This window comes from Acidobacterium sp. S8 (assembly GCF_009765985.1).
Taxonomy (GTDB): Bacteria; Acidobacteriota; Terriglobia; order Terriglobales; family Acidobacteriaceae; genus Alloacidobacterium.
In genome coordinates, this window is sequence record NZ_LMUM01000004.1 from 105,471 (window position 1) to 117,858 (window position 12,388).

A 12,388-nucleotide genomic window follows, 5' to 3' on the forward strand; every position below is an offset into this window, starting at 1 on the left:
TGACATCTGTCGCAGCCGAGCATCGCATGGATTCTTCCCCTTCACTGCGTTCAGAGTCAGAATGACGGCCTCAAAACGGAGAGCACTCACAAAACGCGGAGAACCACCACAGTCTCGTCATCGAAGCGTTCGATGCCCTTTTGAAACTTACCGACCTCGTTGAAGATGATCTCGGCAATCTTCGATGCGGACTTGTGCTGATTCTTCTTGACGATGGTGACGAGTCGTTCATCACCGAACATATCACCAGCGGCGTTCTGGGCGTCGACGATGCCATCGGAGAAGAAGATGAGTGAGTCGCCCGGCTGCGTCGAGAGCGTGAACTCCTCATACTTCACATTCGGAAACATGCCGAGCGGGAAACCCTCAGCCCTGACTGTTTCGACATCGCCCTCGCGACAGAAGATCGGCTGCACAGCTCCAGCGTTGGCGATCTGCAGCGTCTGGTTTTCGTCGTTCCAGACTGAATAGAGCATGGTCACATACTGCGAATCAACGCGCCGTTCCTGCAACGCATCGTTGAGCGCCTTCAGCATCTCCGAGGGTGAAAGGTGCGCCGCGGCCTCAGAGCGCATAATGCCGCTGACCAGCGCGGCATACAGTGCCGCCGGAGCCGCCTTGCCGCTCACATCGCCCAGCATGATCGCGGTGCGGTTCGCGTCATACGGGATGAAGTCATAGAGGTCGCCGCCCAGAGTGCGGGCAGGCAGAAAGCGTGCCGAGAACTCAGCCCGCGTATGCTTGGGCTTGAACGGCGGAAGCAGACGCAATTGCACTTCGCGCGCCATCGCCAGATCGCTTTCCAGGCGCTGCTCCTGCTGCGCTACGCGCTGATAGAGCCGCGCGTTCTCGATCGAGATAGCAATCTGCGCGGCCAGCGTTGTCAGCGCCCGCTCATGGTCCTCGTTGAAGAAGTGTGCGCGCGTGTGCTCGATGTCGAGAATGCCGATGACCTTGCCCTTGTAGATCAGCGGCATGGCCATCTCTGAACGCGTCTCGGGATTGAACTTGTGGTAACGCGGATCTTTCCGCACGTCCGGTGCATGGATCAGTCGCCGCTCCGAAATTGCCGCTCCTACCAGTCCTCGATCGAGAGGCAGTTTCTCGCCCGGGTAAAACCGCTCGCCGAAGCGAATAGCGAACCGGTTTTCCAGCATGTGCTCACGTTCGTCCACGATCCAGATGGAGAACATCTGGTAGTCGATAATGCGGCGCAGCAATGTGCCGATGCGTTCGAAGAGGGATTCAAGGTCGAGGATCGAAGTCAGCTCGCGGCTGATCTCGTTCAGCACCTGCAGTGTTTGTGCCTGCCGCGAGACGCGCGTGTAGAGCCGGGCATTCTCGATCGCCTGGCCGATACGCGACGCGGTCAACCGAAGCAGGTGCAGATGTTCCGGCTGGAAGTAGTTCAGCTGCTCAGACTGGATATCGATCACGCCAATGACGCGGTTCTTGACGATCAGCGGAACTGCCAGCTCGGAACGGACATCAGGGTTGACGTTGATGTAGTTTGGCGACTGCCCAACGTCATTGATGAGCACAGCCTCGCGCGTCTGCGCCACTTGGCCAACGATGCCTTTACCCATGCGAATCCGCATGCGTTCGGCTTCCGGCGTATGGCCGATCTGGAATCGCATGCGCAGATCGTTGGTACGGTCATTCAGCAGCAGGATGGCGAAGATGCGGTAATCGATGACGGCACGAACCAGGTCAGCGGTCCGCTGCAGCAACGTCTGGAGATCGAGAGTAGTATTCAGCGCATCAGCGAGTCGGATCAGGAACTCGGTCTGCAACGGCTCCACGCGCACCTGAACCTGAGGCGTCCCGTCCTGCGAAGTAGGCCGGTAATCGCCCTCGAATGCCAAGTCAGAGCTTTCGCCAGAAGGACGGACCTCGGGACTGCTCTGCTCAGGTGTAGGTGGCGTTTTTGGGGTGCCTCGCTGTTGCTCTTTAGTCACGCAGCTCCTGGATGGCTCAGTGGATACACGAAGTGTAGACGAGCCATGATATCGCGGCCCAGCGACCTGTGATAATCATGTTCGGGTAGCGAAGCTGGTTCCCCTCACTTCGTCTGATTCAGCTCGTGCAGTATGTTGACGGAAGCGCTGGCTCCAATGCGGTTGGCTCCGGCATCGAGCATAGCCCGGGCATCAGCCAGTGTGCGAATACCGCCTGACGCCTTGACCCCGCAGCGCGATCCGGCAACGCCGCGCAGGAGCGCCACGTCTTCGGGAGTCGCTCCGCCAGTGGAAAAACCAGTGCTCGTCTTCAGGAAGTCAGTTCCGGCGAGGATGGCCAGTTCTGAGGCACGCAGCTTCTCCTCAACCGTGAGCAGGCAGGTTTCAAGGATCACCTTCACAATGGCGCCGGCATCATGCGCAACCTCGACAACGCCGCGGATATCCTGCTGGACGCGGTCATTCAAGCCGGATTTGAGCATGCCGATATTCAGCACCATGTCGAGATCGTGTGCGCCCAGCTTGACCAGCTCTACAGCTTCTTCGCGCTTGGAAACCGAAAGCGACGCCCCGAGTGGAAAGCCGAGCACCGTTCCTACCGGGACACCGCTCCCTGCGAGAGCGGTATGTGCCGTACTGACCCATGCCGGGTTTACCATTGCGCAGGCGAAACCATTCTGCGCCGCTTCCTCGCAGAGACGGATGACCTGTTCGCGCGTTGCCTCAGGTTTCAGCAGCGTGTGGTCGAAAACAGCGGCGAGAGCGTGGCTGCTCGAAAGTGTGTGATGGGTGAAAGCCCGGGAATCGAACGTCCCGTTGTCCTTCCTTACATCTTTCTCGTGTTCCAATATTGCTGCTTTGCTCATGGTGACGCTTACTCCAAGGTTTGCCTACTCCGGATAATCGGGAGGCATGAGACGGATATCGGGGAGACTCCGGAAACGCTCAGCATAGTCCATGCCATAACCGAGAACAAATTGATTGGGAATCTTGAAGCCTACATAGTCGGCCTCAATCTTTACCAGTCGCCGGGAAGGTTTGTCGAGCAGAGCGGCAATGCGCAGAGAGCGCGGGTTATGCTGCTGGAAGAGCTTCTGCAGAAATTCGAGCGTGAGGCCTGTATCGAGAATATCTTCCACAACGATGACGTGTTTGCCTTCAATGGGCTGGTCAATATCTTTGATGAGCTTTACCGCACCGCTGGTTTTCTGCCCCTTGCCGTAGCTGGATACCGCGACGAAATCAAAAGTGCAGTCGACCGAAATATTACGCGCGAGGTCAGCCAGGAAGATGGCCGCGCCTTTTAGTACGCCCAGCAGCACAATACTCTGTCCTGCGTAATCGCTGTCGATCTGCCGCCCTATTTCCGCGACGCGGTCGGCAATCTGCTGGCGGCTGAAAAGTACCTTCAGGTCGGGGGCAGGGACGTGCGTGCTCATTAGTTACTAGCATATCCTCAAAGGGGGCTGTGGACGCTATACTCGAAAAGGTAAGCAGTTCATGTATCCCTTTATTCATATTGGCCGTTTTTCAGTCGGCACCTTCGGAATCATGCTCTGGCTCGCGGCAGTTTGCGCTTGCTGGGTTCTCCATCGCAATTTTCGCCGCTGGGCGGTGGAAGCCGATGCTATCGGCATTGTGGCTGTCGCCACAGTTGCCGGCGTAGTGGGCGCGAAGCTCTGGCATGTTCTGGAGACTCCGCAACTGCTCATGCAGGATCCTGCCGGATTGCTTCTGGATCGCGCGGGATTTGCCTGGTTTGGCGGCCTGATCGCGGGCATCCTCACGCTTCTTCTGCAAAGCCGCAGCTCGGGATTGACCAAGCTAGGGATGCTGGATCTCGCCGCCCCAGCAGCAGCCATCGGTTACGGTGTCGGACGACTCGGCTGCCTGACCTCCGGCGACGGCGATTATGGTATTCCGACAAACCTGCCCTGGGGAATGAGTTTTCCGAATGGACTGGTTCCAACAACACAACGCGTACATCCAACGCCGATTTACGAGTTGATTGCAGCGCTGATTATCACGTGGATTTTGTGGCACCGCGGCCGACCGCAAGCCGCGAAGTCCGCTGGCGAGATTACCGGCGAATATCTTGTCTTAAGTGGCATTGCCCGCTTTCTGGTGGAGTTTATCCGAATCAATCCGAAAATCTACTGGGGCATGAGCAACGCGCAGATGGCCAGCATCGGCTCCATTCTCGCTGGAATCGCGCTGGTCCTCTGGGCTCATCGTACCGGCAGGTCGATTGTGCTGCCGCCTGTCGCTCAAGCCGTTTCTACAAAATAATGACTTATCCGCGAACCGCTGCGCGTATTTTCGGTAACCCGGAAACGGAAGCCTTCAGCTTTTCATTCGTGGCAATGACTCCTATCAGCTTCCGGGTAATTTCGTCGTCGGTTTCCGTGTTGTGCAGCAGACTTACGGGATAGCGCACGATAGCTTCGAGACCGGAATCAGTAAGTTGCAAGTGAGTCTTTGGTGTCAGCGGAGTAAACGGAATCTCAAATCGCTCATCGATATCCTGTTGCAGCCGTTCGAGCACGGATTTGTATCTCTCAAATACGCCTTCAATGACCTCCATCAACGCCTGTTCAACGACTGTGTAGTCGGCGGATGGATTCAGCTCAATCGCAATCTCATGCCAGGCGTAGCTCGCACCCGGAAGTTGACGGAACATGGGTGAGGTCGCCTGAAAGAGCACCGAATTGGAGAAGGTGACGACGCGCCCCGTTGGTCGGAGATCAATGCCGGTACCAGCCAGCTCAAGCAAATAAAAGCGTACGATGCCAACCTCGATAACATCGCCGGTAACGCCTGCGATGCTGATTCGGTCGCCGACGCGCAATCCATAACGCCCGATGAGGAAGAAATATGCGGCAACCGACAAAAGAATCGTCTGCAGTCCGACGGCAAGGCCCGCAGTGATGAATCCGGCAAAAGTGGCTAGCGCGCTGAACTCGCTAACGAAACCAAAAATGAAAACGAGTCCCATGAGAAAGCCGATCACAAAGCGGCGCACGATCAAGAGCTGCCTCCGCCTTCGCGTATCGGTGATGTATTTGAAACTTATCCGTTTCCATAGATTGGAAACTAACAGGAGAAAGCCCAGTACGCCGAGAATGAGGGAAACGCGAACGAGAACATCGCGTAGAAGAGCACCATATTCGTGCTTAATGGAGCCACGCCACTCAGTCATATTGGCCTTGGCCTCATTCAGAGAAAGAATCTCCTGGCTGAGCGGAACTTCAACCGCGGCGATCTGATCGAATTTCTGCGCGAGTACATCAAAATCCTGTTTTGTAGGCTCAGGAGCGCCGGGTTGGGGATTGTCTGCCTGAGCCGATAAGACACGTCCCTGATCAATCGTGGACCGCATCTTCGCTCGAAGCGGAGCCCGCATGGTGTTGACGAAATCCTGCAGTTGGTTCGTAGAAATGACAAGATTGTCCATCTGGCGCAGGGTTAATGACTGGACATAGAGCCTGTGAAGTTTTTCGAAGAGCCCCGATGGATCACTGGCCGTCTTCGCGGCAGCGGGAGCGGGTTGCTGGCTTTTTTTGTCGAATAGTTCTGGAATAGAACTCTTAAGCTGGGCGATGCTGGCCTGAAAGGTCGTTGTACCGGCTTGATTGCCGTCTCCGTTTCTTTGCATTCTCTGATCGGAAACGTTCATCAGTTGATTCAGTGAATTCAGCATCGAATTGCCGAGGTCAAGCTCTCCCTGCAACCGGTCTCGCTGATCTGTCAATTGCTGTCGATTGCGCCGCGGCGCGGATGCGATTTTGCTGTTCAACTGATCGATCTGCGCCTGGAGCTGAGCATCGCGATTGGTTGTGTCGGCGAGCAACTTCACCAGATTCTGTCGAGAGTTCGACGTCGTTTGCGGAAGCTCGTTCGGTAGAAGTGGAATCGCGCTTTCCGCGGACTGGAAAGCACGGCTAACAACATCGGCTCCGATGCGATTGGCGTTGCCCTGGTAGATCGTATCGGATGGCAGTCCCGCCGGCTGAATCTGCGTCCGGATATTTCGATACCAGGTGATTACGTTATTCAGGTGTTGGAGAATCTGCGTTTCTTCGAGCGGAGCCGCGGCTGGGCTTTTCTCCTGAGCAAAGTTCGTCGAAACGGAAGGAATGAATACAACGGCCGCAAGAATAACAGAGCAGCGGCGGATCAGGCGGCGTAGGGGAGGTCGGATTTGCATCTCCCTTAATCTTAGGTGAATTGATTTTCTGGTGCATCGGGACTGCCTTTTCCGGCGGAACTGCTTCTTAGTTGCATGGCAAGGAGAAAGATGAAAGGCACGATCAAAAAGCAAGCGTCTGCGTTGTTTATAGGTATTGCACTATTCTCAGTTGGCTGTTCGTCCAAGACCAAACCTACCAACGAAAACTTTACTGCAGGCTTAAATGCCTACTATGCGACTCATAACGACTGCCTTTTTTCATCGGCTTTGACCTTTCCTTATGAGGTAAGCCCAGGGCCGCAAGCAAAAGAAGATAAGCAGCGTATGGATGCCCTGACGGACGCGGGACTGATGAAGCGAACCGAGGATCGTAGTATTCACGTCGATGTCTACGCGCTTACACCGGCTGGTGAACGCGCCGCGGGACGCTTCTGCTATGGACACCGCCAAATTGCGACCGTGGACAGCTCGACGCCGCCTGAAAAGGTGAATGGCATGCTCCAGACGCATGTTACCTATCACTACACGATGATGGATGTGCCGGTTTGGGCGCGCACAGATGAGATGCTGAAGGCATTCCCCGACTTGGCAAAAGCGCTTTCAGGAGAGGCGACGGGCGAGAATACCCTCGCCAATGCAGGCGTGGGCTGGCAGGTCCCAAGTTAGCCTGAGCACGCCTCGATACTGTCAGGCACACAACAGCAATTGATCGTGCGCGGAAAAGAGCCGCCTGGTCACCAGGTGGCTCGATACGAAGCAGGTGAGCGCGGCAGCAGAGAATATCGTGGCGAGCACGACAAATTGATAGAGGGCTGCAAAGAGGGGCGATGCGCCCGAGAGCACCATGCCAGCCATAATTCCCGGAATCCAGACGATACCGAGTGAGCGAATGTTATCGATCGATGGAATCAGGCTGGCTCGAAGCGCAGATCTGAGGTAGAACAAGAGCGCTGTGTCGGTTGTGGCTCCCAAAGCCAGTGATGATTCAATTTCCCCGACATGCGATGTAACTTCGGCCCGCAATCGGTCAAGAAAAAGGGATTGCGTATTCATTGTGTTCGCGATGATCATGCTGCCGACCGGCACGAGCATAGTGATCTTCAGCGGGATCACTCCAAGCACAATCATGATGGCCAATATCAGACCTGCTCCGATGCAGATCGATGTCAGGGCCAGAGCAAATGCGTGCGGAATTTGTCGAGCACGTTTGCAGACGATGGTTGCAGCCGCCAGCATCATTGCAGTGAGCACAAACAGTGAAGTCCATTGTGGTCCACGCAGCATGAACGCGAGGATCGCTCCTACAGCGACGATCTGCACAATGCCTCGCAACTCGGCCAGAGGCAGTTCTTTCAGCAGCCCGGGAGCCCGGTTACGTGCCAACAACAGAACCGCGAGCGCCAGCAAGCCGGAGGCTGCGCACTCTGCGATTCCAAGAGCAAGCTGCGAGTGAAAAAAATAATTAAGCACGCAGCACCTCGGCGGTAGATCCATAGGCTGTCACCCGGCCGGAAGAGATCGAAAGGATCTTGTTAGCCATGGTGCGCGCCTGTTCCAGACTATGCGTCACCCAAACGCACGTGAGGTGTCGCTGTCGAATCAGCGACTCAAGCAAGACTTCAACGCTGCGACGTGTGTTTTCATCCAATGCCGAGGTTGGTTCGTCGAGCAGTAGAACTTCCGGTTCATTGGCGAGCGCGCGTGTGATGGCAACCCGTTGTGCTTCTCCCCCGGACAAAGTCAGCGCATCGCGGGATGCGAAACCGGCAAGATCGACCTGTGCTAGCAGTGCCTCAATTTCCGACTCAGAAAGATTTCGTCCCCACTGTTTTGGCCCAAACGCAACGTTTTCTGCAACCGTTCCGGGGAAGAGATAAGCGCGCTGCATCACCATGCCGATGCGCCGCCGCAATTCGCGCGGCGCTAGCATACGCGTATCCACACCCTGCAAATGCACAGCTCCACTCGTGGGTTCGTCGAGCCGATTCAGAAGACGCAGCAACGTGCTCTTGCCCGAACCACTGGGCCCAACCACGCCCAGCACTTCACCACGCTCCAGCTCGAAGTGCACGTCGCCGAGCAGCGACCGAGAAACCGGCGAAGGCAATGTCCTTCCAAGTTGAAAACAGCTGAGCATCATTTTCTTTCGTGAGTATAGCGGCAGAAATAACTATGAACCGGGACAAGTATGTCAGCTTAAGCGGCGATTAGTCCGGATGCGCAGGTTGTAAGGATTATTGGAAGCAGGTCAGCAGAACAAAAAGAAAAATCCAGAAAATACCCATGGCGTGCCAGTACCATGCGGCTACATCGACAACGATCTGGCGCATCTGCACACGACGCAGGAGAAAGAGCGCACAAAGCGCGATTCCTAGGGCGAGAATGCCGAGAACGAGATGGATGCCGTGGGTCGCCGTTATCAGATAGAAGAAATGACTGTTCTGTGTTGTCGTAAATGTCAGACCTTCAGAGGCGAGCTGACTCCAGGCGATCCACTGTCCTGCGAGGAACAGAGATCCAAGAGCTACTGTAGCGATGAGCCAGGGAGCCGCACGACGCACGGCCGGGCGACCCAGTCCCAGCCATTCTTCCATCACATCTACTTCATGAAAAAGATGCCGTCGGGCAATTTCAATGGTGAGACTGCTGAGCAATAGAACTGCGGTGTTGATCCAGAGAATGGGGGGAATTGTCAGCGGATGCCAATCCGAAACGTAATTCTCGCGAAGATCGAAATGTCCGGCGGTCTGATGCACAAAGAAGGCGCTGACCAGCGCGATAAAGAAAATCAAGTCGCCAGCTAATGCGCAAGAAAGGCCCAGCCGATAACGGGTTAGCAGTTCCCGCGGGCCGCGACGTCCACTGGGATGATTATCCCAGTTGTCGTCTCCTCCGCCCCCACCCGTAGGCCGCCTGTCAACCGGCGGTTTGCCGCCGATGCCAGTATCTTTACGCTCAATGTCTGTAGGTGTCCGGCTGAAGGTAGCGGGCATGCGCGAATCCCTCTCGGCTAACAGCTTACTCCTGTTCCGGGTCTTCAGCACACTGCGGAATAAAGTCCGGTAAATTTCTGTGAAAACCGTATTCATACGGTCCGCGACGGACGATGCAGCCTTCTGCGGGAGCCGCCCACTCGAGCGTGGTGGCGAGCCAGGGATTGTTTCCGGCTGACTGTCCTCGATGGGCGCTCCAGAAGAGGTTAATGAGGAAAAGGAGTTGTGCGCCAGCGAGCAGAAAAGCGGTGTGAGTGATGCCTGTTTGTAGAGGCAGAAACGAAGCCAGTGTCGAAGTGCTACCGGTGAGCTGGGCATAGTGGCGGGGCAGGCCGGCTAATCCCGCGAAGTGCATGGGGAAGAAAGTGCCATAGGCACCGATCAGGGATAGCCAGAAATGCCATTTTCCCAGACGCTCGTTCATGAGTCGTCCGGTCAGCAGTGGGAACCAGTAGTAGACCGCTGCGAAGAGCGAGAAGACTCCGGCCATGGCCATGATGAGATGGAAGTGGGCGACGACGAAGTACGTGTTGTGCAGGTAGGCGTCGAGGACGGGCTGGGCGAGGATGGGGCCGGTGAGTCCTCCGGCGATAAAGAACGAGAGGAAGCCGAGGGTGAAAAGCATCGGCGTGGGCAGCGGGTGGACACGGCTGTCCCGTCCGCGCCAGAGCATGGCCAGCCAACCGAGGACTTTGCCCGAACTAGGGATGGCAATGGCCATGGTCGTCAGGGCGAAGGCGGTTCCGGCATAGGGATTCATGCCGCTGACGAACATGTGATGCCCCCAAACGAGCAGGCCGAAGAAGCCGATAAGCAGCGTGGTTGTCACCATGAAGCGATAGCCGAAGACCGGCTTGCGAGTGAAGTTGGCCAGCAAGGACGAGGTCAGACCCATCGCGGGCAGGATGGCGATGTAAACCTCGGGGTGTCCGAAGAACCAGAAAAGATGCAGCCAGAGCATGGGCGATCCATTGGCGTGCGGATCGATGGCGAGGCCGTTGATGACTTCGCCCGACGGGATGAAAAAGCTGGTGGCGAGATGACGGTCGCTGAACAAGAGAACGACGGCTGCAAGCAGAATGCTGAAGGCGAAGAGGATCAAGATCGCCGTTACCAGCCATGACCAGACGGTGAGGGGCATACGCATCAGCATCATCCCTTGGCAGCGTTTGGCGATGATGGTGGTGAGCTGGTTGACTGCTCCGAGAATGGATGCGAGGCAGAAGACGCCGATGCTCACCAGCCACAGGTCCATACCTGCCGCTTGTCCCGGGCCTGCGGCGGCGATGGCGCTGAGGGGTGGGTAGTTGGTCCATCCGGAGATTGGAGCTCCTCCAATTACGAAGAAGGCTGCCAGCAAGACTGCCAGTGAGAGCGTTGTCAGCCAGAAGGATAGGGCGTTTAGCAGCGGGAAGGCCATGCGTCGCGCGCCGATTTGGGTTGGCAGGATCAGGCTGCCGAATCCGCTGACCGGCGCGGTGGTCAGGACGAAGAAGACCATCAGCGTGCCGTGCATGGTGACCAGCGCCAGATAGCCTTCCGGCGGAACCACTCCCCAGAAAGGGATCTTCCATCCGGGCGCAATGATGTGAATCCGCATGAAGAGCGACAGGATCGTGCCGATGGCGACGGCGACGAGCGAGAGCAGGAGGTAGTTGATGCCGATGGATCGGTGATCGGTGGTGAAGATTTTGCTTCTGCGTGCAACTTTTTTGTGCATTATTTGGCTCATTTTGTGGCTCCAAGGTGCTCTGGAGCGTGCTTTTTGAGCCATATTTCGTACTCATTTTCTGAAACTACCTGGAGGTGGGTCTGCATGCGAGCGTGGCCGGAGCCGCAGACCTGCGAGCAAAGGATGGGGTAGTCGCCCGGAGTGTCGGGGGTGAAGTGGATGTGCATTTCCATGCCGGGGACGGCGTTTTGCTTCACGCGCATGCCGGGGATGAAGAAGCCGTGGATGACGTCGATGCTGCGGATTCCTAGGTCGACTTCGTGGCCCGCCGGGAGTATGAGGATGCTCGATATGATGTCGTCGGCGCTATGTTCGTCGGTGCGGTCGACGCCGAGGGGGTTTCCTGCCGGAGCATTGATGAGTTCGGGGCGGGTGAGGCCGAAGGTGGCGTCGGCACCTGGGTAGCGGAAGTACCACTGGAACTGCTCTCCGGTGATTTCGACTTGCAAGGCGTTTGGTGCTGCGCCTTGGAAGCGGATGGTAGCCCAGAGTTTCTGGGCGCTGATCGCCATCCATGCGTAGAGAAGCGTGAGCCCAGCCAGCGGCAGGAATTTCCAGCGGAGTTGCGAGAGATCGTTACCGCTTTTCCTGGTGCGGAAGAGTGCGGCGATGAGGAAGATGTGGGCGAGTAAGAAGAGTGTGGTGAGCGCTGTCAAGTTCCACCACATCAGGTGGTCGATTGCCGCGCCGTGCAGGGCTCCATTGGGCGGCATCCACCAGATGTGGTCGGTCATAGAATCATTGTCGCTCAGTGGGGCTATTTGTGATGCATCATTGGACTTCCCAAGGCTAAAGCCCTGAGAAGTTCGCTCATTTTCACCGGCCTAAAGGCCGGTGCTTCTACCCAAAGACCAGGTTCTACTCTTCTACCTAAGGAGGGGATCTATCGATTCAGCGAGATTGGTTTTGTTGGGATCGGACGAGATCGACGAAGAAGCGATGGACGCGGCGGTCGGTGGATAGCTCCGGGTGGAATGTGGCGGCGAGAATGTTCTTTTGACGGACCAGGGTGGGAAAGCCGTCGCGTTCGGCGAGCACTTCTACTTCGGGGCCGGTTTTGATGATGCGCGGGGCGCGGATGTAGACCATTTCGAGCGGTCCGCCTTCGAGCTGCGTAGGAGCCTGGATGATGGCGCTGTCGAGCTGGCGGCCGTAGGCGTTGCGTTCTACAGTCGCATTGAGGACGGCGAGGCTTTCCTGCGAGGGGTTGCGCACCTCTTTTGCCAGCAGGATGCATCCGGCGCAGGTGCCGAAGGTCGGCTTCTGGCGGACGAAGCTCTGGAGGGCGTCGAGGAAGCGGTCGCGGGCAAGAAACTTGAGGAAGGTGGTCGATTCGCCGCCGGGGATGATGAGGCCATCGATGCTGGCCAGCTCTTCGGGCTTGCGGACGAGGATGGCTTCGGCTCCGGCATCGCGTAGGGCTGAGGCGTGGGCGTCGTAATCGCCCTGAATGGCGAGGACTCCGATGCGTGGCGGATTTTGCGTTTCGGCGGCCAGGGTACCCCTCCCCTATTTT

12 protein-coding genes are annotated in these 12,388 nt (G+C 56.8%); 2 read left to right on the forward strand and 10 right to left on the reverse strand.

Features of this window, described 5'->3' with window-relative positions; all coding sequences use genetic code 11:
• Nucleotides 1–86: 86 nt before the first annotated feature.
• The 3 genes from GSQ86_RS01150 to hpt form a co-directional block, all read right to left on the reverse strand.
• Nucleotides 87–1,958, reverse strand: a complete 1,872-nt coding sequence (locus GSQ86_RS01150; protein ID WP_371719908.1) for a SpoIIE family protein phosphatase — start codon at nt 1,956–1,958, stop codon at nt 87–89.
• Between the two features lie 104 nt (nt 1,959–2,062).
• Entirely contained in the window at nt 2,063–2,824 is a 762-nt protein-coding gene (gene deoC, locus GSQ86_RS01155) for a deoxyribose-phosphate aldolase (protein ID WP_158748119.1), read from the reverse strand.
• A gap of 24 nt (nt 2,825–2,848) precedes the next feature.
• On the reverse strand, nt 2,849–3,397 hold the full coding sequence (gene hpt, locus GSQ86_RS01160; protein ID WP_158748120.1) for a hypoxanthine phosphoribosyltransferase: 549 nt from the start codon (nt 3,395–3,397) through the stop codon (nt 2,849–2,851).
• A 61-nt stretch (nt 3,398–3,458) separates the two neighbouring features.
• On the opposite strand from hpt, the gene GSQ86_RS01165 reads away from it, so the two are divergent.
• Complete coding sequence (locus GSQ86_RS01165) at nt 3,459–4,247, forward strand: prolipoprotein diacylglyceryl transferase (protein WP_158748121.1); 789 nt, start codon at nt 3,459–3,461, stop codon at nt 4,245–4,247.
• A 4-nt stretch (nt 4,248–4,251) separates the two neighbouring features.
• On the opposite strand, the gene GSQ86_RS01170 is transcribed toward GSQ86_RS01165, so the two are convergent.
• On the reverse strand, nt 4,252–6,165 hold the full coding sequence (locus GSQ86_RS01170) for a mechanosensitive ion channel domain-containing protein (RefSeq protein WP_158748122.1): 1,914 nt from the start codon (nt 6,163–6,165) through the stop codon (nt 4,252–4,254).
• Between the two features lie 90 nt (nt 6,166–6,255).
• On the opposite strand from GSQ86_RS01170, the gene GSQ86_RS01175 reads away from it, so the two are divergent.
• Nucleotides 6,256–6,813, forward strand: coding sequence for a hypothetical protein (locus GSQ86_RS01175; protein WP_158748123.1), 558 nt, complete (start codon nt 6,256–6,258; stop codon nt 6,811–6,813).
• A gap of 21 nt (nt 6,814–6,834) precedes the next feature.
• Here GSQ86_RS01175 and fetB read toward each other — a convergent pair whose 3' ends face one another.
• The 6 genes from fetB to pdxT all read right to left on the reverse strand — a co-directional run bounded on the left by fetB (nt 6,835) and on the right by pdxT (nt 12,369).
• Entirely contained in the window at nt 6,835–7,617 is a 783-nt protein-coding gene (fetB, locus tag GSQ86_RS01180; RefSeq protein ID WP_254062058.1) for an iron export ABC transporter permease subunit FetB, read from the reverse strand.
• Complete coding sequence (locus GSQ86_RS01185; protein WP_158748125.1) at nt 7,610–8,287, reverse strand: ATP-binding cassette domain-containing protein; 678 nt, start codon at nt 8,285–8,287, stop codon at nt 7,610–7,612. Before GSQ86_RS01185 ends, fetB begins: the two co-directional genes overlap by 8 nt.
• Nucleotides 8,288–8,381: 94 nt before the next feature.
• On the reverse strand, nt 8,382–9,140 hold the full coding sequence (locus GSQ86_RS01190) for a cytochrome c oxidase subunit 3 (protein WP_158748126.1): 759 nt from the start codon (nt 9,138–9,140) through the stop codon (nt 8,382–8,384).
• Nucleotides 9,141–9,165: 25 nt separating this feature from the next.
• Entirely contained in the window at nt 9,166–10,872 is a 1,707-nt protein-coding gene (locus GSQ86_RS01195; protein WP_254062059.1) for a cbb3-type cytochrome c oxidase subunit I, read from the reverse strand.
• Complete coding sequence (locus GSQ86_RS01200) at nt 10,869–11,606, reverse strand: cytochrome C oxidase subunit II (RefSeq protein WP_158748127.1); 738 nt, start codon at nt 11,604–11,606, stop codon at nt 10,869–10,871. Before GSQ86_RS01200 ends, GSQ86_RS01195 begins: the two co-directional genes overlap by 4 nt.
• A 157-nt stretch (nt 11,607–11,763) precedes the next feature.
• On the reverse strand, nt 11,764–12,369 hold the full coding sequence (pdxT, locus tag GSQ86_RS01205; RefSeq protein ID WP_158748206.1) for a pyridoxal 5'-phosphate synthase glutaminase subunit PdxT: 606 nt from the start codon (nt 12,367–12,369) through the stop codon (nt 11,764–11,766).
• Between the last annotated feature and the right edge of the window lie 19 nt (nt 12,370–12,388).